Source organism: Methylosinus sp. R-45379 (assembly GCF_001644125.1).
GTDB lineage: Bacteria > Pseudomonadota > Alphaproteobacteria > Rhizobiales > Beijerinckiaceae > Methylosinus.
On record NZ_LUUM01000265.1, the window covers coordinates 13,216 to 34,647 of the forward strand.

Here is a 21,432-nt window from a genome sequence, read left to right on the forward strand (position 1 = left end):
TGAATTCGATGTCCCGCGAAGCGTTCTTGAAATATCTCGCTCATGAGGGTGGGCTTCGCGAGGCTGACGGGTTCGAGCCCGTCCGGCGCGCCAATGGGAGCGAGGCGTCCGCCGAATTCGATTGGGCGAGCGCGACAAAGCTATCGGCGTCGGCCTTCGCCGACGAGCTCGCAAAGTTCTACTCCTGCGAGCGCGTCACGCGCGGCGGGCTCACTGGCGTGACCTTCGGCGGCGGGCATTTGTCGACGCGCTTTCTCAAGGAAGGACGCCTCTTTCCCTTCATGCGTGACGACGAGCTGGTTCTCGTCATCGCCGCGCCTCTCGAGGACGAGATGCGCTCGGCCGTAGAGACCGCCCTCGGACGGAGCGCGCGCATCGCCGTCGCGACGCCGGAGGAGATAGAGGCTGCGCTCGGCTCCGTGCAGGAGCGGACGACGACCGAGAGCGCGGAGACAACCAGCGCCGAAGCCGCGTCCGACGATCTCGACGATCTTCGCGACCTCGCACGCGGCGCGCCCGTGGTGCGCGCGCTCGACGATCTGCTGCGCCTCGCGGTCGAGCAGCGCGCCACAGATCTGCATATCGAGCCCTTCGCCGGAGCGTTGCAGGTCCGCATGCGCGTCGATGGGCTGTTGAAGCCCGCGCCGGCGCCGCCGACGAGCATGGCCAAGGGCCTGCTGTCGCGCCTCAAAATCATGGCGGGCCTGAACATCACCGAGCGGCGCCTGCCGCAGGACGGACGCGCGCGTATCGTGGTCGGCGGCGCGGAGATCGATCTGCGCGTCGCGACCTCGCCCACTCTCTATGGCGAGGGCGCGGTCGTGCGTCTCCTGCGCAAAGGCGCCGGCGTCGTCGAGCTGAGCGAGCTCGGCCTGTCGCAGCGCGACGGCGCAATATTGCGTCGAACATTGCAGGCGCCTTTCGGCATGATCATCGTCACCGGGCCGACCGGCTCCGGCAAGACGACGACGCTCGCCGCATCGCTTTCCGAGATCAACGAGCCGACTCGCAAAATTCTCACCGTCGAGGACCCGGTCGAATACCAAATCCCGGGCGTCAATCAGATGCAGATCCATCCGGGAATAGGCCTGACCTTTGCGGCCGCATTGCGCTCCTTTCTGCGCCAGGACCCGGATGTGATCATGGTCGGCGAGATGCGCGACGGCGAAACGGCCCATATCGGCGTTCACGCGGCGCTCACCGGCCATTTGGTGCTGACGACCTTGCACACGAATACGGCGGCGGGCGCAATCACGCGCCTCATCGATATGGGAGTCGAGAGTTTTCTGCTGGCCTCTTGCGTGCGCGCCGTCGTCGGCCAGCGCCTCGTGCGCATCCTCTGCCCGGATTGCAACGAGCCGCACGAGCTCACCGAGGCCGTCCTGGAAGCCGACGCGCGCTATTCGGCGCTCGGCTTCCGCGCCGGCGAGATTCTGCATCGTCCGAAAGGATGCGAATGGTGCAATTTCACAGGCTTTCGCGGCCGCAAGGGCGTCTTCGAGGTCATCGAGGCTTCGGCCGCGCTGCGGGCCGCCATCGGGCCGAAAGTCGATGGTCATGAATTGGAGAATGTCGCGAAAGGCGAGGGGATGACGTCTATGACGCAGGACGGCGTCGCCAAATGCCGCGCCGGCCTGACGACGATCGACGAGATTTTCCGCGTCACCACGAGTCTCTAGAATGCCGCAATTTCGCTATCGCGCAGTGACGCAAACCGGAGAAATGGTGGCCGGCGAGGTCGAAGCGGCGACACGCGAAGAAGTGCTGCGACGTATCGAATATCTCGGTCATCTGCCCATAGAGGCGGAGGTTGCGTCTCGAAAGACGCTCGGCGCCGCCTCCACTGGAGGCGTGCGTGCGCCGGCGCGCGACGTCACGATCTTTCTACGGCAATTGGCGCTGCTCGTCGGCGCAGGGCTCACGCTGGACGCCGCCCTGCAGACGCTGGCGGAAGATGCGAGCAAGCCCATTCAGCGCTTCGCGACCGGGCTACGCTCGATGATCTCCTCGGGCGAGAGTTTCGCGGAGGCGTTGGAGCGACATCCGCATATCATCGATCCCGCCTATGTCGCCATGGCGCGGGCAGGGGAAGCCTCCGGCAAGCTGCAAGCGGTGCTCGCCGCGATCGTCGAGGATCGCGTGCGGCGCGAGCTGCTCTCCGAGCGCGTCGGCTCGGCCATTCGCTATCCTCTGTTTCTCATCGGCGCGGCGCTGCTCGTGCTGTTTTTCTTTCTGCTCTATGTCGTGCCGCAGTTCGAGCCCGTGTTTCACGATCTCGGCAATCGGTTGAATGGAGGCGTCGCCTTCGTGCTCGCGGCCTCCGCCTGGCTGCACGCCAATCTCTATTCTTTTCTCGCCGCATGCGCGGCGCTCGCGCTGGGGCTGCTCTACGCCTTCTCGCGGCCGGGCGCGCGCGCCGCGGCGATCTCCGCGGTCGGGCGCGTTCCGGGCGTCGCCGGCCCTATGCAGGATTGGCGCACGACGCGTGTCATCGGAGCGCTCGGCCTTCTCCTCGGCAATGGCGTGTCCTTGCCGACTACATTGAAAATTTTACGTGATGTCGTGGTGGAGCCACAATCGGTCGCGGCGATCGACAGGATACACGAGCAGGTTCGCAGCGGCCGCCGCTTCGCCGACGCGCTCGCCGAAACGCGGCTGCTTCCGCCGCTCGCCGTCCGCATGCTGCGGATCGGCGAGGAGACCGGCGATCTGCCCGCGATCGCAGCCCATGCGACGCAATTCTACGAGCATCGGCTCGGCGCCGGGCTCGATCGGCTCATGGGCGCGATCGGCCCAGCGGCCATCGTCGTCGTCAGCGTTCTCGTCGGCGCTCTCGTCACTTCGATCATGAGCGCTCTTCTCAGCATAACGGATCTCGCCCAATGACCCTCGCTTGCACGCCGCATCGCGGTCTCAGTCGCGTCCCGAAGGGCGGGCGCGGCGGCTACACGCTCGTCGAAATGCTGGTGGTTCTCACCATCATCAGCCTCATCCTCGGCCTCGTCGGTCCGCGCGTGCTCAATTATCTCGGCGAATCCCGCGTGAAGACGGCGCATTTGCAGATCGAGAGCTTCGCTTCGGCGCTCGATCTCTTCTACATCGACGTCGGGCGCTATCCCTCCTCTTCCGAGGGGCTTGCCGCGCTCGTGCAGCGGCCGAGCGGCGTGGATATTTGGAACGGTCCCTATGTGAAAGGCGGGCGCCTACCCAATGACCCCTGGGGCAAGCCCTATATGTATCTCTTCCCCGTCGATCACGTTCCGCCTTACGAAATCGTCTCGCTCGGCTCGGACGGGCAGGAGGGCGGCGTCGGCGTCGCGGCGGATATCTCCAATGTCGAACATTGAGCGGCGCGCAGGCTTCACGCTCGTCGAGATGATGGCGGTGATGATGATCGTCGCGCTGCTCTCCGCTCTCGTCGTCACATGGACCTTCGGCTCGGGCCGACCGACGCTGAAAGCGGTCGCGCTCGAGGCTGCGGCGCTGCTTCGGCGAGAACGGCTCGGCGCCATGTCGAGCGGCCATCCCCGTCACGTCGCGCTCGATGTCTCGACGCGGGTGCTGATCGGCGAGAGCGGCGGAAAGGTAGCCGTGCCTCGAGATGTCTCGCTCGATCTTCTCGCCGCAGAAGCGCCGAACGGCAATTTGCAGGGAGTCGCGCGGTTCGAGCCGGACGGCGCCTCGACGGGCGCCGTCCTCGCCTTCGCCAAGGAGCGCGCGCGCTATGACGTGCGGGTCGATTGGTTCAGCGGAAGAGTGTCCGTCGATGCGCCGTGACCGAGCCCGCCGCCGCGCCGGCTTCACCCTCATCGAGGCGCTGGTCGCGCTCGCCCTGCTGACCGCCTTCGCCGCGGCGCTCGGCCCGCAGCTGTTTCACGCGCGTGGCGCGCTCGCCAAGGGCAAGGGGCGAGTCGTGGCGGAGCAGCTGCTGCGCTCGCTCATCGAGGCTCCGTTGGACCGCGCCGGCCCTCTCGAGACGCGGGAAGGGGAGCGTGGCGGCTTTCGTTGGCGCGTCGCCGTCGAGCCGATCTTTCTCGAGACGCCGAGCTTCCGGGAGTCGACGCCGGTAAAAGAGGGCGCCGATGAACGCAAATGGTCGGCCTATCGCGTGGAGGCGCGGGTCGCTTGGGGCTCCAGTGGTCAATCCATCGCGGCGGAGACGATCCGCCTCGCGCTCGCCCCTTAACGGGAGGAAAACATTGCGAAGCAGGGCAGGGACCGGACGCCGCGCTGGCTTCACTCTCGTCGAGACGCTCGCCGCCCTCGCTGTGGCTTCGTCGATCATCGTCGGGGCGGCGGCGCTCACCCATCATGTCGCCGCTCATTTCGACCATGGGGCGCGCGGCGTGAACGAAGCCGAGCGTTTCGCCCTCTCTATGGAGCGTCTGTCGCGCGACTTTGGCGCGGCGAGCTATGTCGCGCTGAAGCCGTCCGGCCCCATAGCGCCGCCCGCGCCGGCGTCCGGTAGCGCGCCGGGTAAGAAGCCGGAGGAGCCGCCTGCTCGGGTGGCTTTCGACGGGGATGGCCAAAGCGTCGTCTTCGTGACGGCGAGCGCCATCGGCGCGCAAGCGGCGCTGGAGGAGATCGTCACGCTCTCCGTCGAGCGCGTCGGCGAGAGCGCGCGTCTCATCCGCCGGCGCAGGCCATGGCTCGGCCCACGCGCCGGGCTCGACGGAGGGCAGGCTCGAGACGATGTCGTGCTGCTCGAGGGGCGCTTCGACATCTCCTTCGCCTATGCGCGCGTCGAGAAGGGCGTTGCCAGCTGGAAGGACATTTGGCGCGGCGAGAGCGAGCTGCCGCGCCTCTTTCGCCTCGATCTGCGCGACCCGGAGACGGGCGCGAGCCTGTCGCCGGGAGCGGAGTTCCTGCTGCGCGCCGACGCGCCGGCCGGCTGCGCGAGCGCCAAAGCGCAATGCCTTCCGGCGGCAAAGAAAGCGCCGCAGTCGCCGGCGCCGCGGCGGGCGCCGACATGAGGCCCCTTCGGAGCCTCCGCTCGCGTCGGGGCGTCGTCCTCGTCGCCGTCTTGTGGACGATCGCTCTGCTCTCGGCGCTGGCCATGGCGGCCTCGGCGAGCCTGCGCAGCTTTGCGGGACTGCTGGCGGTCGATCGCGACCGCGTCCAGGCGGAGGCGCTGATCGCCGCCGGCATAGAGGCGGGCGCCGATCTGCTGATCAAATATCGCGGACGGCCGCTGCTTCCGATCGAGACGCGTTTTTCCCTGCGGAACGGCGAGGGACGCGTGCGGATCAGCGACGAGCTCGGCCGTATCGACATCAACAAGGCGCCGGTCGAGACGCTCGCTTCTCTGCTCGCCGGCCTCGGGGCGCCGGACGCAGAGGCCGCGGCGCTGGCGATCTCGCGCCAGCGTGACTCGGCCGAAGCGACCGCTCCAAAGGTGGCGCAAAAGCCCGAATCGTCCGAAAGACGCCATCTCGACCAGAGCTTCACCAATGTCGACCAATTGGCGCAGATTCCCGGCGTTCCTGCCGAATATGCGCGTCTCGTCGCGCCTTATGTCACCGTCTTCGGCGAGGAGACGGTGAACGCCGCGACCGCGCCGGCGGAGACGCTCCGGCTTCTGCCGCAAATGACGCTGTCGCGCGTAGAACGCCTGCTGGAAGCGCGCGCGGAGCGGTCGCTCGAGGCGGCAGATTACGAGCGAATTCTCGGTCCCGCTGCGCGTTACGTGAAACCCGCCGATCACAGCGTCGCGAGGCTCGAGATCGCGGTTGCGCTCGCCGACGGCTTCGCCTCCGAAGCCGAGGCGATCATCGTCACGCTGCCGAAGGACAGCGAGCCGTATCGAGTGCTCGCCTTTCGCCAATCGCCCCGGGCTTCGGCCTATGCCGGCGGCTTTTCGGAGGCGCGCTGAAATGCCGAATTTCGACATTCTCGTCCGCTGGCTGGACATTCTCTCGGGCCTCCTCCTGCGTCTCGCGGACGCGCGGCGCAACCGGAATATGTTGCGCGTCACACGCTCGGGCGATCGAATTCTGCTTCGCTCGGGCGCCGATCCCGATGCGCAGCCACTCGCCGCCGCCCCGATTGGCGCGACCTTGCCGGAGGAGATCCTGCAACATGCGCGCGGCGGCTTCGTGCTGCTCGAATGGCCGCGCGAGATGACCGTCACGCGCACTCTGGCGGCGCCGGCGCAAGCGCGCGAGTTTTTGGCCGGCGTCATCTTCAATCAGCTCGATCGTCTCTCGCCCTGGCCGGTCGGCCAGATATTGCACGGCTATAGAGCGACGCCGGCGGAGGCCGGACGTGTGACGGCGCGGGTGCTGATCGCGCGGAAAGCCGATATCGACGCCACGCGCGCCGCGCTCGCCGAAATGGGGCTTTCCGTCGATCGCGTCGTCGCCGCCGCGGACACGTCCCACGAGCCCATCATCTTCTGGGCGAAGGGGGCGGCGCCGAGCGACGCGGCGCAGCGTCGGCGCATGCGGCTTTTCGTCGGCGGCGGGATTGCCGCCTATGTCGCGCTCTGCGCGCTCACCGTGCTGGGCGCGTCGCTTTCCGCCAACGCGCTCCAGGAAGAGGCGTCGATGCTCGCGGCGCGCGCCCATGCGCTGCAAAAGCGCGCCGACGCCGCCAAGAACCCAGCCGTCGTCGCCGCTCTGCCGCCGCCCGAGCGCGCCTGGGTCTGGAAAGAGGCCTCGACGCCCGCCGTCGCTCTCATCGACGCGCTCACGCGCGCCATTCCCGACAACGCCTTTCTCGAGAGCCTCGGCTTGGAGGGCGGCAAGCTGCGCATATCCGGGCTCGCCGAAGACGCCCCGCCGCTCATCGACGCTCTGGAAAAGACCGGACGATTCTTCGACGCGCATTTTTCTGCTCCGACGACGCGCGCTTCCGACGGGAGACTGTTTCGCTTCGGCATAGAGGCGCAGCTCGCCGCCGCCACGAAAAAGGGAAAGTGATCCATGCGGAGCGATTTCGATTTCGAGCTCGATCGCGAACAGAGTCTCGCGCTCGGCGCGCTCGCACTTCTCGTGGCTTGCTTCGCCGCCGCCGCGGTCTTCGCCCTCGGTTCTTGGAGCGAGGCCGCCGAGGAGGCGGCGCAGCGGCGCGCTATTCTCGCGCAGGTGGAGGCGGCGCAAGGCCGCGGCGGCGCCCGAGGCGGCAAAGCAGCGATCGCGCCCGAGGCGGCCTTTTTCGCCGCGCCGACGCAAGGCCAGGCGAGCGCCTTGTTGCAGGCCCATCTCACGAGGCTGGTCGTCGCGCAGCATGCGAGCGTCACGACATCGGCCACGCAACCGACGACGCGTGAGGACACGTCCGACGTGGTGCGGCTCCGAGCGACCTTCGATTTGGGTCTCGCCCCCTTGCAGAAGCTGCTCTACGAGCTCGAGACCGGCGCGCCCTATGTGTTCGTCGATACGCTCTCCATTTCGCCACAAGGCGGCGGCCAGAAGGGCGCCGAGCCGCCCGCGCTGCGCGTCACCTTGGATTTGCGCGCTCTCTGGCGGAGGACTCGGATATGAGGCGATGGCTTTACCACACGCTCGCCCTGATCGCGGCCTGCGCCGTCGCCGAAGCGCAGCAGACCGGCGAAAGCACCTCGGCCAATCCGCTCGCGCGCCACGAGCTGAAGGATTTCGCGGCAACGCTGCAGCGCCCGCTGTTCGCCGCGACGCGGCGTCCGCCGGCTCCTGCCGCGGCTCCGAGTCGCGAGACGCCGCCGCCTCCCCCGCCGTCGCCGCCATCTCTCACCTTGGTCGGCGTCGTGAACGACGAGAAAGGACATCGCGCGATTGTCGAGACAGGTCTGCCGGCGAAGGTGCGCAGCCTGCAGCGCGGCGACGAAATCGAAGGATGGCGAGTGCTGGAGATCGCAGCGCAGCGCATCGTGTTCGAACGAAACGCGCGCATCCATGCCGTTGCGCTGTTCTTGCCTCGATCCCACTCTTCACGAATAGCTTCGACGCCGCCGCCGCCGCCCCTCGACGGCGACTAGAGGCGCGGCCGCCTTCTCCGGCGTCTCTCAAGAGCCGAGACGCCCAAACGATATACAGCGCTGTTATATGTCATGGCGTCCCTGCAAAAACAAAAATAGCGTGCATCATCTGCCGAGCGAACAGGCACCCGCGCTGACGATCTGCGAATATAGTGAGCATTATATTGGACGACAGCTTAGAATATGCCTCGACGAGCGGGAGCAGAAATAAATTTTCTGTGGCGCATTAGGAATACACACCAAATAATATTTACAGTGTAATGAATTAATATAACTACAATTATGCTGCAGTATCGTTCTTCCACGCAGCACGAGGCGTTATATGAGGGGACTGGTGAGAGATAAGCACGTAACGACCTATCAGGGTCTCATTCAGCGGTCGCCAGAATGCCGAGAGTGAATAGGAAATCTACCACACTGGAGGCGCTAGTCCTGCGGCTCCGGTCTCCGAGCGAGGCTGTCGCCCCGATGTTGTAAATTTGCCCAAATGCTCGCCTTGACAGATATGCGTAATGTATCGTAGTTATATATTGCTCGACGGCAGCGATAAATCTGTCGCAACCGGGCAATTACAAAACATATTGGACAACTTTGCGGCGACACATATCGTCGTCGTGAACGTTTTATCGCGAGAGAGGTAGCAATATGCCTAGCAAATATAGCGCCGTGCTGGCCCTCGGCGTGTCGTTTCTCACACTGACGATGGACTCGTCGGCAAATGCGACGTCGATCAACGTGGCGGTGGCGGCGAATTTCGCCGGAACCTTGAGCGACATCAAGTCCGCCTTCGAAAGCGACTATCCGGGAGACACTTTCGTCATCACCTCGGCATCCTCGGGAGTCATCACCACCGCTATCACGTCCGGCAACAGCCCGGGATATGATCTGTTCTTGTCTGCCGACACATCATATCCTGCGACCGTCGCGTCCGCCGGATGGGCGACGGGCACGCCGTTCACCTACGCCAAGGGCGAAATTCTGCTATGGTCCTCCACCAACGCCGGTTCCAGTCTGAATGTCAGCGCGGGACTCGAATCGCTGGTATCTGGCAGCTTCCCACACAGTCTGGTGATCGCCGACCCGAGCAAAGCGCCTTACGGCGTCGCGGCCAGCACCGTGCTGTCGCAATCTCCGTGGAGCATATCATCGGGCTCGCTCCCGTGCTGCAACGTGTCGTTTGCCACCAATATCGACAACACCTATACGGCCGTGGCGAACGGCACCAACAAGCAAGGCTTCATCGCAAAATCGAAGGTCTGCAGATATGATGCTTCGACGAACACATATACCTTCAATGCGACAGGAAATACCTATTCATACAAAGAATATCCTTACAACGACACAACTCATCCGTACAGTCAAATCGTCCAGAATGCGGTCGGCGTCGTGAATAGCAGCCGCACCTCCGCCCAGGACACTGTGCTGGCCAATCTCATCAGCTATCTGACGGGATCGACGGCTCAAGGTTACATCACTCAATATTGCTATATTCTCCCGTAATCGGATCAACGAGGAACCGCCTGCTGTTTCCGAGCGGTCGCGAGAGACGAGAGGCGCCGTCGTAGTCGAGCTACGGCGGCGCTTTTTAGCGTCGAGTCTCAGCGAAACGCCGCCACGCCGAAATATGGCTCGGGCTATGTGAACGCGAAGACCTCCATAATCGACGCGCGCCACCGGACTATTTATCCATACTATATTTACGCACAAAAATCCGCGGCCCGGGTTGAATTAAAATGCGTCAAGAGCCGACTTCGAAACAGGCAAAGGCCTGCGTGATAGTCAAGCATTGGCCCAGCGCCGCCTGAAATAGATGCAAACGCTTTCGCGCTTGCAATATGCCCTCGATTATTTGCGTCCATGCTCCATGGTTGTCACGCGAATCTCACGCGCAGCTGATTTTTTTTAATTGACTGAGGCTTCGCCATTCATAATATAACACAGATACATATTGTCGAAATCCCGAGACGCCCCGATGATCCCCAAAAAGAGCAAGTCATGTGCCGCGACATCCCCATCGCGATTGGCCGGCCGGCCGCCGTTTTCCGATCGCGCGCGAGGCATGCAAGTTTCTTTCGCGACGATGACGGCGATTGCCGCTCTGATGGCGCCGCCTCGGGCGCTCGCCAATCCGACGGGCGGCGTCGTGGTCGACGGCGCGGCGACCATCTCCTCCACGACCAGCGTCACCAATGTCACCCAATCCACCAATCGCGCCATCATCAATTGGCAGACCTTCTCCATCGGCGTGGGCGAGACGGTCAATTTCTATCAGCCCTCGGCGCTCGCCGTCACGCTCAACCGCGTCGTCGGCAATGAGCAGAGCATTATCGCCGGCGCGCTCAACGCCAATGGCAAGGTGTTCATCATCAATTCCAACGGCATTATGTTCACCAAGGACGCCCAGGTGAATGTGGGCGGGCTCGTCGCCTCCACGCTCGACATCTCCAATTCCAATTTCATGGCCGGAAACTACACTTTCTCCGGCTCCTCCGCCGCCTCCGTCGTCAATAAGGGGACGATCAGCGCCGCGGACGGCGGCTATGTCGCCCTGCTGGGCAAGACGGTTTCCAACGAAGGGACGATCAACGCCAAATTGGGGACGATCGCGCTCGCCTCGGGCGATGCGATCACGCTCAATTTCAGCGGCGATTCATTGCTCGATGTGACGATCGACAAGGGAACCTATGACGCCCTCGTCGAGAATAAGGGACTGATCAAGGCCGACGGCGGCAATGTGGTGATGACCGCCAAGGCGGCCGATGCGGTTCTCTCGGCGCAGGTGAACAATAGCGGAATCATCCAGGCGCGCACGCTCGCCGATCTGACCGGCGGCTCCTCATCCACGGGAAGCGTGAAGATCGGCAAGATCAAGCTGCTGGCGCAGGGCGGCACGACCAAGGTCTCCGGCACGCTGGACGCTTCCGCTCCCAATGGCGGCAAGGGCGGGACCATCGAGACCTCCGGCAATAAGGTGACGATCGCCGACAGCGCCGCGGTGACGACGGCCTCCTCCACCGGCGAGACCGGCTCGTGGATCATCGATCCCGACGGCTTCACCATCGGGACCGGCGGCGACATCACCGGAACGCTGCTCGGCAGCCTGCTCGCGAGCAATAATATCACGCTCTGGTCGACGAGCGGCAGCGGGACGGACGGCAATATCTACGTCAATAGCGCGGTGAGCTGGTCCGGCAACACGATCCTCACGTTGAATGCGACCAACAACATCTACGTCAATGCGCCGATCACCGCGACCGGGACGAGCGCCGGCCTCGTGATGAATTACGGCAATTACGCCTCGGCCGGCAGCGCGACCTCGGGGACCAATTATTATGTCGACATCGACAATGGCGCGAAGGTGACATTGAGCGGGACGAGCGCGAGTCTCACGATCAACGGCAAGGCCTACACGCTGTTTCACAGCATGGCCGATCTGGCGGCCTATTCGAGCGTAACAGCGACCGGATATTATGCGTTGGCGCAGGATATCGACGCCTCCGGCACGACCTATTCCAAAGCCGTGATCGGCACGCTCACCGGCACGCTCGCCGGCCTCGGCCATACGATCAGCAATCTGACCATCAACGACACCACGGCGACTGGCTTCGCGGCGCTCATCGGCACGCTCGGCTCCTCCTCTGCGACATCGGCGACGGTGCGCGATATCGGCCTCGTCAATGCGAATGTCTATATGAGCTCCGGCTATGCCGCGACGCTGGTCGGGCTCAGCTGGGGCACTGTGAGCAACGCCTATGCGACCGGCACGGTCATCGGCACCTCGCCGGTCGGCGGCCTCGTCGCGCGCAACCAATATGGATATGTCACCGATTCCTGGGCCGATGTGGACGTCTCCGGCTGGTACAACGTCGGCGGCCTGGTCGGATCGAACTACGCCAATAGCGCGACCAATGGCGTCATCAGCAATTCCTATGCGATGGGCGAGGTGACCGCCCGCACCGCTCCCGCCGGCACGGTGCGCACCGCTTTCGGCGGCCTCGTCGGGCTCAATTACGGGGGTATGATCAAAAGCTCCTATGCGACGGGAGATGTGGCCTTCGGAGCGACCGACGCCGTCCTCGCGAACAACGGCGGAGTCGTGGACGGCAGCGCCCTCGGCGGGCTGGTCGGCCAGAACGGGGTGAACGGCAGCTATATCGGCACGGTCGTCAACTCCTATGCGACGGGTGATGTCTCGGGACCCGGCAACTATATCGGCGGGCTCGTCGGCTATAATTACGGCGGAAAGATCGACAGCTCCTACGCGAGCGGCGATGTGACGGGAAACGCCGTCAACAGCAGTCAGAACGTCGGCGGTCTGGTCGGCGGCAACCTCGTCCCCAATTCGACACTGGCCGCATTGGGATCAGGCTCGATCACCAATTCGAGCGCTTCCGGAAATGTCTTCGGCTACACCCAGGTGGGAGGGCTGGTCGGCACCAACTTCGGGACGATCACCGGCTCCAGCGCGACCGGAAATGTGACGGGGCAATATGCCGTCGGCGGCTTCGCCGGCGCCGCCGCCGGCGGAGTCATCAGCAACTCCACCGCCAGCGGAGATGTCACGGCGAAGGATGTCGGCGGCCCCGCCGCGGAGACCACCGCAGGACAACAGGCCGGCGGCTTCGCGGGAACGAACGGCGGCACGCTCGACCACGTGTCCGCGAGCGGCAATGTGACAGGAATAAACCAGGTCGGGGGGCTTGTCGGCATGAATGTCGGCGGCGTCAGCAATGCTTTTGCGTCGGGCGACGTCTTCGGAGTGAGCGCTGTCGGCGGCCTGATCGGCTTCAACGGCTCCACTCAGCTGAGCATTGGCACGGTGAGCAACTCTAGCGCAATTGGAACCGTGAACGAAGGTGGCGGATCGCTGATCGGCAGCAACACCAGCACGGGCGCGGTCACCAACAGCACCTATCGTGACGAGAAGGCGGCGGCGCGCACCGCCGCGCAGCGCGCCGCCGCGCAGCGCGCCGCGACGCAGCGGACGGCCGCGGCTGCCGGCAATGTGATCGCCAACGCCGCGGAAGTCGCCGCGACGAAGCGACAGAATGCGGCGGCCTCGACAGCCGCCGGCAAAGCCGCCGTCGCCTCGGCCAACGCCTCGGCGAATGTCGGTGATAATCTCACGGGCCAAGAGTCGACGCAGACGCAGCTTCCAGCCGCGCACGCGCCGGCGCGCCATGCATCCGCGGCGACCGCGGGCGGCGCGCGCGGGACCCATGCCCCTTCGCCCGGCGCCGGCTATCGCGCGCGCATCCGCAGCATCGAGGTCGACGGACAGCATTTCGACCTCGGTCCCAATAGCAGGGATCTCGCGCCCGCGCCGAAAGCCCAGTGAACCGCTTCCATCAGAAAAGTCGATCCAAATGAAACTTCGTGTTCTTCTTCTCTCCCGCGTCACCGCGCCGGTCCTCCTCCTCGCCGCGCCGCAGGCCTTCGCGCAGAGCGCGCCTACGCCCATTCTGCCCTATAATATCGGCGACGCTGTCCGTCAGGCGGAAGAGTCGCGGCCTGTGGCGCCGCGTCCGAGCGCGCCCGTGCTGCCGCAGATCGCCGAACCGCGCTTCACTCTCGCCAGCAAAGAGACGCTCTTCGTCAAGCATTTCATTGTCGAGGGGCCGCTGCTCGTCGAAGAATCCGAGCTGCGCGAGATTCTCGCGCCCTATGAAGGCCGCAAGCTCACGCTCGGCGATATCTATGGCGCCGCAGATAAAGTCACGCTGCTCTATCGCGCCAAAGGCTATCTCGTCGCCAAGGCCTATGTGCCGGCGCAGGATGCGCGCAGCGGATCGTTGAAGATCAAGCTCGTCATCGGCAAATATGGCAGCGTGCTCGTCAAGAACTCTTCGGCCGTCGACACCGACTTTCTGCAAGGCGTCGTCGACACGGCGCTCGAGGATGAAGCGCTCATCCACAAGGACGCCCTCGAGCGCGCGCTGCTGCTCGTCTCCGATCTCCCCGGCGCCGGCGTGCCGCGCATCGTCGTCTCGCCCGGCAAGGCGCAGGAGACGTCGGACTTTCAATTCGCCGTGCCGGAAGGAAAACGCGTCGAAGGCTATCTGCTCGGCGATAATTTCGGCTCGCCCTACACGGGCCGCGATCGCCTGAACGGCGGCTTCAACATTAATTCGCCGCTCGGCTTCGGCGATCGTCTGTCGGGCTCGGCGATCGTCTCCGAGCGCGCTGCGCTCGCCAATGGCCGCGTCGCTTATTCGCTTCCGCTCGGGCCGGATGGTCTGCGCGCCGAGATCGGCGCCTATCGCACCACTTATGCGCTCGGCGGAACCTATAAGGATCTCGACGCCACCGGCAGCGCCTATGCGCTCACCGGAACTCTGAGCTACGCCTTGCAGCGTCAGCGCGAAGAGAGCATTTCCATTTGGGCGAATTTCACCCACAAGTGGCTGAACGACAAGATCGCCGACACATCGACCGCCAATCGCAACATTGCCCTCGGCACGCTCGGCGTGACGCGCGACACGGCGCAAGATCTGTTCGGCCTGCCGCTGGCGACGAGCTCGACGCTCTCCTTCACCTCGGGCTATGTGAATTATCTCGATGTGACGCAGAAGATTCAGAACCGCGCCGGCGCCGACACGGTCGGCAATTTCTATCGCATCAATCTCTCGGTGAATGCGACGATCGCACTCGATGAGAAATTCTCGCTGTCGACTTATCTGCGCGCGCAGAAGGCGCTCTATGGCAATCTCGACAGCAGCGAGCAGTTCAGTCTCGGCGGCTTCTGGGGCGTGCGCTCATTCGACGAAGGCTTGGCCGGCGACAGCGGCTATATCGTGACGCCGGAACTGAAATATGCGCTGCCGCAGATCGAGAATTACCGCCATGCGCTGGGCGTCTTCACCGACATAGGCGGAGTCTGGCTGGAGAATGGCTCCTATACGACAACGCAGCGCAGCTATACGGGCGTCAATGATGTCGGCGTCGGCTATTATGCGACCTATGACATTGGCGGCGGCAGTCTTCTGGTGCTGAAGGCGCAAGCCGCGCACACCTATGGGACGAACAGCGGCGCGACGGCCTACGACCGGCACACAAAGGGGCTGTTGCAGGTCGGCTTCACCTTCTGAGCAAGGTGGCGTCAGGCGATAAGTCGAACGAAGGAAAGATCGGCGCGTAAAGCGAACAAATGGAGTGCAGCGTGGCGTATCTCATAAGCGAGCGTGGCGAACAGTTCGATCGGCGATTCCTCGCCGCGAGTGAACAAAAGCTCGCCGATGTGATCGTCGCGGCGCTGCCCGACTCGGTCACGCCTCTGCGCCTGACCAAGGTCGGCGTCATTCATTCTCGCCTGCTATCTGCTGTTCTCGGCCTATAATTACGTACGGACGATCGCGCTTCACGCGCGGCCAATGAGCGACATCGGTCTCGGCCCCGACCGAGTTTCGCATTCTCATGGCCACGTGGCCATTCGTCGCGCAGGCTGGGGGTATCGACGCGGCCACGAATGACGCCCCGACTCGGCGGGATACGGCGATTCTGATCCTCGCCGCGATTGGAGTTGCCGGACTTGCCGTCAAGGTTCTCTCCGACGCCCGGCAGCTCGCCGCGGAGGAATAACTTACGAGAAACCGCGAGGCTCGTGGTGGCTCAAATCCGGCGATGAGGCTTTTGGATCCGGAAATCCTGACGGCACATTTGGACCGGTTTCGAAAAAGTCGGCCGCCGCCAGCCGTCGGGGACACAAACTCGCCAAGAGACCTTTAGCCGGACCGCGCAGGCTTCGGGTGTCTATAGCCAGCCGATCCGTTCCGCGAAGGCCCGCGAAATCCAGGAAAAGCGGACCTCCGGGTCGCCCAGACAAATGGCCGCTATTGGCGCGAGTTCCCCCTTCCCGACGGCGACGGGGGAACTGTTACCCCAAGCGGGCATTCGCGGAAGCTGCGCCACTTTGGACCGAAGCAGCAGCGCCACGTCTTTTGCACGACCCGACCCATCGAAAATTCGGCTGAGCGGAGACCGCGCAGACGCGCCGGACGCGCCTGCGATCAGGGGTTCTTGCATTCCGTCACGGCGCGACGCCCCCGGCCGAGGTCCGAAATCGGCTCCACGACGACGACCTTGCGGAAACCGCCAAAAGCCGCCATCTGCTGCTCGTTGACGACATGGCAAATGTCCGCGCCGATGTTCGGGGCGACGCCCTGTCCGCTGAGCCGGTAGACGGCAGGTTCGTTGCTGCGACGGTAGAATCCATTGGGCCAGCCGCAATCGCCCGTCTGCCGACCGACCATCGCGAGCACAGGGACTTTCTTGACCTGCGCGAAGCCGCCATAGGCATTCATCTGGTCCGGGCTATACACATGGCATCAGAGAGAGTCGGTGTATTGGTACATCACCGCCGGCTGGCCCTTTTGCTGGTAGAATTGGCCTTTCACGGCGGGTTGATCCGGGTCGTTCGGCATGGCCGCCGCATTTTGCGACGCAGCGGCGACGAAGGCCACGGCGAGGCCGGCGGAAAGAATTTTCGCGACTATCTTCAAGACACGGTTCTCCTGTTGGCCCATGGCGTCGTGCTCGCGCTCCGCTCGGCGCCCGTGATCAGGGCGGCGCTCGGCGGTGGGCGACTTCGTGAGCACGATTTTTGCTGCTCTACCTGACGTCGACGCCCTGGCGCGCGCAGCGATGCGCGACGCCGGTAATATGGATGAGCGCCCCTTTTGCATCGATTGAGGGGATTGGCCCAGACACCAGCGCGCATGGCGTGGTGCGTCGAGCCATTCATTGTTGCGACGCACATCGCAACCCTTGCCTTGCGCGCGCTTGATGATCGAGACTGCCCATTTGCCATATTCGCCGCAAGACATCTCGCCGTTGCCGAACGCCGGAAGCCGTTCCGCCGACGCTGGCGTCACCGCCATAAAATTCACGCCGATCATCGCGCTGCGCCACGTGATCATCTTCCGTCCTCAGCTTTGTGGCCCGACCGACATTTTCAGTCCCGCCTCATCGATTCGCGTCCGCGCGCCAGCACGGTCAATCGAACCAGACTTGGAAATTGTTGTTCTCCGGCCCGCCGTCCGGGTCCGGCATGAACACCTCGCGGAAGCAATTGCCGCGCGCGTCGGTCGCGACCCAAGGATGCGTCGCGAAGGTCTTCTGGTTCACGTTTTTGTCGGGTCCGAGCGTGTGGTATTTCTTCCACTGCCCATCGAACCCGATCCAGTATATCTCGACCGGACGCTTCGAGCCGTTGAAAAAAGTCACCGTCACGGGGCGGGCGCTGTTCTGCGACCGGTATTTGCCGGGCGGCGGGCAGTCCCGGCCGGTCCCGGGCGTCGGCGATACAGCGGCCGCCGCCTGCTTCTGGCCTTTGCTACGCGCGCATGCGCTCGCCTTCTCGATCGCGGCGCCGGCGCCGGACAGCTTCCAGCTTTGCAAGCCGCGATCGAGATTGATCGAGAAGGACGGATTGCTCAGAAACGCGTTCAACTGGTCGCTGTCGATGGCCAGAAACGCCCAGCCCTCTTCCGACACCTTGAAGTCGGCCTGCTCGGCGGCGTCGCCGAAGCCGTAATAGCCGGCGATTTTCTTCTTGCTTTCGTAATAGGGAACGCCGACGCGCCAAGTGTCGCCATTGGTGGCGAGCCGAAGCTGCACTTTCCCATTGTCGACATCCGCGGAGCAATAGGCGAACTTGCCGCCGTTCGAGACAGCGGCGACGGACCAGCGGCCCAGTTGCTCGAAGGCCGTCTCGTCCGCCGAGGCCGATAGGGGAGAACCGAGAGCTGCGAGGACGATTCCTACGGCGAATGACTGGCGAATGGTCACGTCTTTTTGCTCCTGTTTGTACGCTGATCGCGTTCGGATCGCGGTCGAAACTCAGTTCGAGCCGATGCAGGCGTAGAGCTTTTCGAGCGCCGTGTTCGCGCCGGCCAGAGGAAAGGCTTGGTTACGCTTTTTGCCTTCGTCCGGATAAGCGAAAGTGATCTTCGTGAGCGTCCGCAGCTTGTCTTTTAGGCCGGTCTCGCCGCCGCTCTGCGACGCGCTCAGCCATTCCATGTCATCCGGCGATTTGACGATCCTGGCCTCGATCGTCTGCGCGCCCGCCATGTCGTCGTCGAACCAATAGGTCACTTTGACGGGCTTCGTGATCAGCCCGGTTCCAACGCCCATGAAGCCATAAGTGAGCGCTCGGCTGGCCTTGTCGACAGAGACTCGCAAGCCGATCTCCGAACCGGTCAATTTCACCGCGTCGCAACCGACGACGGTCTTGCCGGCCTTGTCTTTCGTGAAGTGAAGCAAGGCCCAGTCATGGGACAGCTTTTCCCAGTTTCGGAACAGACCCGGCGCGATTTCTTCTATATCCGCGGCGGTCGCGACGACCTCGGCCGCCGGCGCTCCGGCGCGCGGGGCGGAATTGGCTTCGGGAGCGCAAAGGCTCGTCGCCAGCGCAGCGAGGATGACGGGCAAATGGCGGCCGTTTCTCAAGACTGCTTGCTCCAATTCACACTGCTTGCTCCAATACACTTGGGCGCCCCGGTCGCGCCGGAGGCCGATGCTCGAATGGAACGCTTCGCCACATCCCTCGAGTGAACCATTTCCATCAAGCTTTTCCGATGCTTGAACTAGACCGTTCGACTTGTATCAAAGTTTCCGCCAAAGACGCAAGCGCCGGCAGACGGACGAGAAGGAGCGACCCCTATGTCATCGATCAGGCCGATTGTGATCGTCATGATCGCGAGCGCCGTGGCAACCTCGTCCTATCGGATATTGGCGGACCAAGGCTTGGGGCCTTTCGCCCAGTCGCAGCTGTACTGCCCGGTGACGTTGGAGCCCTTGATCGTTCCGCTGTATTGACAGCCCTTGCCGACGCCTGGGCCGGATGTGTCGCGGCGAACGATCGACACCGCATCGCCGGTGATGCTCATCGTCAAATCTGCGCGGACCTCGCGATCCCCCTTCGTCCAGACTGCTTTGTATTTTTCGGTTTTCCCGACACGGGTCCAGCTTCCCTGCCATCCGGCTTCAGTCTCGTTCCAGACCGTGCCGAGAGCGGCCGGCGACTGATCCGGATCGTTAGGCATCGCCAATGCGCCCTCTATGCTGGCGAAAACCCCGAGAGCGAACGATAACGCGACATATTTTTTCATCTTCACCCTCTTTGAACTCGATCTGGCGGGCGATCCCCGCTCGAATCTTCCCAAATTTGCCGCCTTTGACAAAGCGACTTCACCTATCGAGAGCGGACGCCGCCACACTGCCGCAGATGACGCCTGCAAGCTCCGCTCTCGCTGTTGGCTGCTGCTCAGCAACCTTCCTCCCACCGCAGCGGCAACGCGCCCGCGCCTCCGGGGCCGCTCCATTCGAGGCTTCCGTCGCCGCCCTGGCCGCCGCCGTCGTTCTTGTATTTCGGATCGCGTTTGCCCTTGATCAGACGCAAAACCGCGCCACCCGAATTCCCTGTCCAATAGGCGCCGGGGCTCGCGGCGGACGCCTCGATGGTGGTCAGCTTGCCGTCGATCTTGAAGACCGCCCTCTTCTTGGGATGTTCGATGTCGACGAGAACGAGCATGTCGTGGCCGCGCGACAAGGTAAAGCTGCACCCGCCAAAATCCAGCTTCGACAGGTCATCGTTGGAGACCGGTTTGAAGCTCGAGGCCGAAAGACCGCTGGCCGCGGTTTGCGTCTGCGCACTTGCCGGCGCCGTCGCGTTGGCCACGGGCTGCGCTGCGCCTTTCACGCCTTGCCAGCTCAGCGTCTGGTCGAGCGCTTTCGCGCAGGTCTTGCTGACGAAGGGCTGTCCTGACGCGATCTGGCTTTCCTCGGGACGCCCTTTCAGGCCGAGGCAAAGCGCTTCGCCGGCCACGGCGCCGACGGATCGCTCGTCTGCGTTGTAAACGAGAAGGCTGGCGGTGGCGCACTCACCGACAAAAGCGGGCTCTCCGGCACGATCTTTGGAGGCGACGCAGAAATCGGGAGCTTGTGCGAGTTGAACGATATTGTCGGAGCCGAGGACGAAATGGGCATTCGGCCCGCTGCACTCGTCTCCCTTGCCGATCACCAGATGCGCGCCCTTCTTGGGACTTTCCGCGATCATGCACGCCGTCCCGCTGCGCATCCCCGACAGCGTCAGCAGGCCGGCCTTTTGCTCCGCCGCCTCGAGAGAGGGAGTCGCGATGCGAGGCGCCGTCGCCTGCGTCGCCACTGGGGGGACGACCTCGGCGGTCGGGCGCGTCGGCGCTTGGCCAGGCTGCCACGCACAGAGAATCGTGCGCTTATTGGACCAGCAAGCGCCTTGCTGGCGAACTTCACCGAGCGGCGCTTGCGCATGCGTCGATGAAGGCTGCTCATTCCAACTGGCGTCCGCGACGCCGGGCGCGTTGACCGTGACGTAAACGAAAATGCCGCTCTTAGCTCTGAGAATGAAAGAGCCGTCCTTGCCCAGCGCTTCGAAGTCGCAATCGCCGTTCGTAAAGCTCTTGCCGTCGACCGTCAGCTTGCATTGCACCGGCCGCGCCGCCGCCGAGTGCAGCATGATCGGGCTCGCCGCGAGCGCCAGCCCGACCAAGGCGCAGCGATACATGCGTTCAGCACTCCTGAGAGCGCCCGAATTCAACACGTTCATTATCAATTCCTGCGTTGGCTGGATCACGATCCAGACGGCGGTCAACCTCCGTTGGCGACGATGCATTCCTTCAGGCGAATGAAGGCCTTGGCCGCCTGACTGCCGAGCGGCGCCTTGTCGGTGTCCTCGCTGCCGCCGAGGTAAAGGTCATAGCCGCCGCGCTGCATGATGGTCTCGATGAAATTGCGGTCGACCAACATCCACATGCGCTTGCCGTCGGCTTCCACCGTGCCTGGGTATTGCTGACCATTGGACGGCTCGCGGAAGGGGACGATGAAGGATTCGGCCCAGCGGCCTTTGCGGTCTTCAGCGCGAACGCTCACATAGTCCTTGCGATCTGTCTTCAGCGCGATGATGTCGTCGCGCCCGCCGACCCTGCGCGTAGCGCGGCAATTGGTGACGCCCTTCCCCTCTTTCGTCGCGGTGAAATTCCAGTTGTCGAAACCCGGGCCAAATCCTTTGACCTGCGCCGGCGCAGGGCTGGCGCAGACGAGCGTAGCGGCGACGACCAGCAGCGGGAGTTTCATGTTCATCGTTTCCTTATCTTCCGATTTGGGCGGAACGGGCTCGTGTCGGCCGCCGGGGGAAATGCTCGCCGACATCCGCCAGGACGCCAGTCGTTCTGGAGCTCAAGCTCGCTGATTTTGCCGCCCTCGACAAGGGCCGGGTCAATTCCAACGGGGATTTCAACGGGATTCGAGACAGGGGCATTCCAAAAGAACGGCGGTCGAGCACGCGCCGCCCTCGCCAATGCTCTGTCGACGCGTCCTTGCCGAGCGACGGCGCGACCTCCCCTGTCGGGCCGCGAAGTGGGATCTATGACCCATTGCGGCCCCGTCGCGCCCGCAGGGCCAACGTCTGGTTACGCCGGAAGCTGACATTCCCGGATCCG

General features: G+C 63.8%; 21 protein-coding genes. 14 read left to right on the forward strand and 7 right to left on the reverse strand.

Annotation, left to right across the window (positions count from 1 at the left end):
* The first annotated feature begins 8 nt into the window (after positions 1–8).
* From A1351_RS15675 to A1351_RS25875, 14 genes are all read left to right on the forward strand, one after another.
* Positions 9–1,679 (forward strand): GspE/PulE family protein, encoded by a 1,671-nt coding sequence (locus tag A1351_RS15675; protein WP_064033430.1) that lies wholly within the window; start codon positions 9–11, stop codon positions 1,677–1,679.
* Between the two features lies 1 nt (position 1,680).
* On the forward strand, positions 1,681–2,886 hold the full coding sequence (locus A1351_RS15680; protein ID WP_024881659.1) for a type II secretion system F family protein: 1,206 nt from the start codon (positions 1,681–1,683) through the stop codon (positions 2,884–2,886).
* A complete protein-coding gene (gspG, locus tag A1351_RS15685; RefSeq protein WP_064033417.1) occupies positions 2,883–3,347 on the forward strand; it encodes a type II secretion system major pseudopilin GspG in 465 nt (154 codons plus the stop codon). Before A1351_RS15680 ends, gspG begins: the two co-directional genes overlap by 4 nt.
* The gene (locus A1351_RS15690; protein ID WP_064033418.1) at positions 3,334–3,777 is read left to right on the forward strand and encodes a type II secretion system protein; all 444 of its coding nucleotides are present in this window, start codon (positions 3,334–3,336) and stop codon (positions 3,775–3,777) included. Before gspG ends, A1351_RS15690 begins: the two co-directional genes overlap by 14 nt.
* Positions 3,767–4,186, forward strand: coding sequence for a prepilin-type N-terminal cleavage/methylation domain-containing protein (locus A1351_RS15695; protein WP_024881662.1), 420 nt, complete (start codon positions 3,767–3,769; stop codon positions 4,184–4,186). Before A1351_RS15690 ends, A1351_RS15695 begins: the two co-directional genes overlap by 11 nt.
* A 13-nt stretch (positions 4,187–4,199) precedes the next feature.
* Positions 4,200–4,973 carry a prepilin-type N-terminal cleavage/methylation domain-containing protein gene (locus A1351_RS24830; RefSeq protein WP_198162436.1) on the forward strand — a complete coding sequence of 258 codons (774 nt, stop codon included), beginning with the start codon at positions 4,200–4,202 and terminating at the stop codon, positions 4,971–4,973.
* On the forward strand, positions 4,970–5,872 hold the full coding sequence (locus A1351_RS15705) for a type II secretion system protein GspK (protein ID WP_198162437.1): 903 nt from the start codon (positions 4,970–4,972) through the stop codon (positions 5,870–5,872). The genes A1351_RS24830 and A1351_RS15705 overlap by 4 nt, the downstream gene beginning before the upstream one ends.
* 1 nt (position 5,873) lies before the next feature.
* Positions 5,874–6,920 carry a PilN domain-containing protein gene (locus tag A1351_RS15710; protein WP_198162438.1) on the forward strand — a complete coding sequence of 349 codons (1,047 nt, stop codon included), beginning with the start codon at positions 5,874–5,876 and terminating at the stop codon, positions 6,918–6,920.
* Positions 6,921–6,923: 3 nt separating this feature from the next.
* Entirely contained in the window at positions 6,924–7,484 is a 561-nt protein-coding gene (gspM, locus tag A1351_RS15715) for a type II secretion system protein GspM (RefSeq protein WP_024881666.1), read from the forward strand.
* Positions 7,481–7,957, forward strand: coding sequence for a hypothetical protein (locus tag A1351_RS15720; RefSeq protein ID WP_024881667.1), 477 nt, complete (start codon positions 7,481–7,483; stop codon positions 7,955–7,957). The genes gspM and A1351_RS15720 overlap by 4 nt, the downstream gene beginning before the upstream one ends.
* 645 nt (positions 7,958–8,602) lie before the next feature.
* The gene (gene modA, locus A1351_RS15725; protein ID WP_024881668.1) at positions 8,603–9,457 is read left to right on the forward strand and encodes a molybdate ABC transporter substrate-binding protein; all 855 of its coding nucleotides are present in this window, start codon (positions 8,603–8,605) and stop codon (positions 9,455–9,457) included.
* Between the two features lie 559 nt (positions 9,458–10,016).
* Positions 10,017–13,295, forward strand: a complete 3,279-nt coding sequence (locus A1351_RS15735; RefSeq protein WP_024881669.1) for an S-layer family protein — start codon at positions 10,017–10,019, stop codon at positions 13,293–13,295.
* A gap of 28 nt (positions 13,296–13,323) precedes the next feature.
* Positions 13,324–15,045, forward strand: coding sequence for a ShlB/FhaC/HecB family hemolysin secretion/activation protein (locus tag A1351_RS15740; RefSeq protein ID WP_024881670.1), 1,722 nt, complete (start codon positions 13,324–13,326; stop codon positions 15,043–15,045).
* Between the two features lie 71 nt (positions 15,046–15,116).
* Positions 15,117–15,293 carry a hypothetical protein gene (locus tag A1351_RS25875; protein WP_245267458.1) on the forward strand — a complete coding sequence of 59 codons (177 nt, stop codon included), beginning with the start codon at positions 15,117–15,119 and terminating at the stop codon, positions 15,291–15,293.
* A 670-nt stretch (positions 15,294–15,963) separates the two neighbouring features.
* Here A1351_RS25875 and A1351_RS15750 read toward each other — a convergent pair.
* From A1351_RS15750 to A1351_RS15780, 7 genes are all read right to left on the reverse strand, one after another.
* Positions 15,964–16,275 carry a hypothetical protein gene (locus A1351_RS15750; RefSeq protein ID WP_157096330.1) on the reverse strand — a complete coding sequence of 104 codons (312 nt, stop codon included), beginning with the start codon at positions 16,273–16,275 and terminating at the stop codon, positions 15,964–15,966.
* A 6-nt stretch (positions 16,276–16,281) separates the two neighbouring features.
* The gene (locus A1351_RS15755) at positions 16,282–16,872 is read right to left on the reverse strand and encodes a hypothetical protein (RefSeq protein WP_024881673.1); all 591 of its coding nucleotides are present in this window, start codon (positions 16,870–16,872) and stop codon (positions 16,282–16,284) included.
* Positions 16,873–16,948: 76 nt separating this feature from the next.
* Positions 16,949–17,743, reverse strand: a complete 795-nt coding sequence (locus tag A1351_RS15760; RefSeq protein WP_024881674.1) for a hypothetical protein — start codon at positions 17,741–17,743, stop codon at positions 16,949–16,951.
* A gap of 51 nt (positions 17,744–17,794) precedes the next feature.
* Positions 17,795–18,403 carry a hypothetical protein gene (locus A1351_RS15765; protein WP_157096331.1) on the reverse strand — a complete coding sequence of 203 codons (609 nt, stop codon included), beginning with the start codon at positions 18,401–18,403 and terminating at the stop codon, positions 17,795–17,797.
* 272 nt (positions 18,404–18,675) lie between these two features.
* Positions 18,676–19,065: a hypothetical protein gene (locus A1351_RS15770; RefSeq protein ID WP_064033424.1), complete on the reverse strand. Its 390-nt coding sequence runs from the start codon at positions 19,063–19,065 to the stop codon at positions 18,676–18,678.
* 155 nt (positions 19,066–19,220) lie between these two features.
* Positions 19,221–20,540, reverse strand: coding sequence for a hypothetical protein (locus A1351_RS15775; RefSeq protein ID WP_157096332.1), 1,320 nt, complete (start codon positions 20,538–20,540; stop codon positions 19,221–19,223).
* Positions 20,541–20,581: 41 nt separating this feature from the next.
* Positions 20,582–21,073: a hypothetical protein gene (locus A1351_RS15780; RefSeq protein WP_134188231.1), complete on the reverse strand. Its 492-nt coding sequence runs from the start codon at positions 21,071–21,073 to the stop codon at positions 20,582–20,584.
* Positions 21,074–21,432 lie beyond the last annotated feature (359 nt).

Excerpts from the sequence above, each read along its gene's own strand:
- A1351_RS15740 (WP_024881670.1), top strand. The coding sequence starts at position 13,324 with ATGAAACTTCGTGTTCTTCTTCTCTCCCGCGTCACCGCGCCGGTCCTC.
- A1351_RS15780 (WP_134188231.1), bottom strand. The coding sequence starts at position 21,073 with ATGAACATGAAACTCCCGCTGCTGGTCGTCGCCGCTACGCTCGTCTGC.
- A1351_RS15775 (WP_157096332.1), bottom strand. The coding sequence starts at position 20,540 with ATGAACGTGTTGAATTCGGGCGCTCTCAGGAGTGCTGAACGCATGTAT.
- A1351_RS15770 (WP_064033424.1), bottom strand. The coding sequence starts at position 19,065 with ATGAAAAAATATGTCGCGTTATCGTTCGCTCTCGGGGTTTTCGCCAGC.
- gspM (WP_024881666.1), top strand. The coding sequence starts at position 6,924 with ATGCGGAGCGATTTCGATTTCGAGCTCGATCGCGAACAGAGTCTCGCG.
- modA (WP_024881668.1), top strand. The coding sequence starts at position 8,603 with ATGCCTAGCAAATATAGCGCCGTGCTGGCCCTCGGCGTGTCGTTTCTC.
- A1351_RS15735 (WP_024881669.1), top strand. The coding sequence starts at position 10,017 with ATGCAAGTTTCTTTCGCGACGATGACGGCGATTGCCGCTCTGATGGCG.
- A1351_RS15675 (WP_064033430.1), top strand. The coding sequence starts at position 9 with ATGTCCCGCGAAGCGTTCTTGAAATATCTCGCTCATGAGGGTGGGCTT.
- A1351_RS15755 (WP_024881673.1), bottom strand. The coding sequence starts at position 16,872 with ATGATCACGTGGCGCAGCGCGATGATCGGCGTGAATTTTATGGCGGTG.
- A1351_RS15705 (WP_198162437.1), top strand. The coding sequence starts at position 4,970 with ATGAGGCCCCTTCGGAGCCTCCGCTCGCGTCGGGGCGTCGTCCTCGTC.
- A1351_RS15690 (WP_064033418.1), top strand. The coding sequence starts at position 3,334 with ATGTCGAACATTGAGCGGCGCGCAGGCTTCACGCTCGTCGAGATGATG.
- A1351_RS15695 (WP_024881662.1), top strand. The coding sequence starts at position 3,767 with ATGCGCCGTGACCGAGCCCGCCGCCGCGCCGGCTTCACCCTCATCGAG.
- gspG (WP_064033417.1), top strand. The coding sequence starts at position 2,883 with ATGACCCTCGCTTGCACGCCGCATCGCGGTCTCAGTCGCGTCCCGAAG.
- A1351_RS15680 (WP_024881659.1), top strand. The coding sequence starts at position 1,681 with ATGCCGCAATTTCGCTATCGCGCAGTGACGCAAACCGGAGAAATGGTG.
- A1351_RS15710 (WP_198162438.1), top strand. The coding sequence starts at position 5,874 with ATGCCGAATTTCGACATTCTCGTCCGCTGGCTGGACATTCTCTCGGGC.
- A1351_RS15720 (WP_024881667.1), top strand. The coding sequence starts at position 7,481 with ATGAGGCGATGGCTTTACCACACGCTCGCCCTGATCGCGGCCTGCGCC.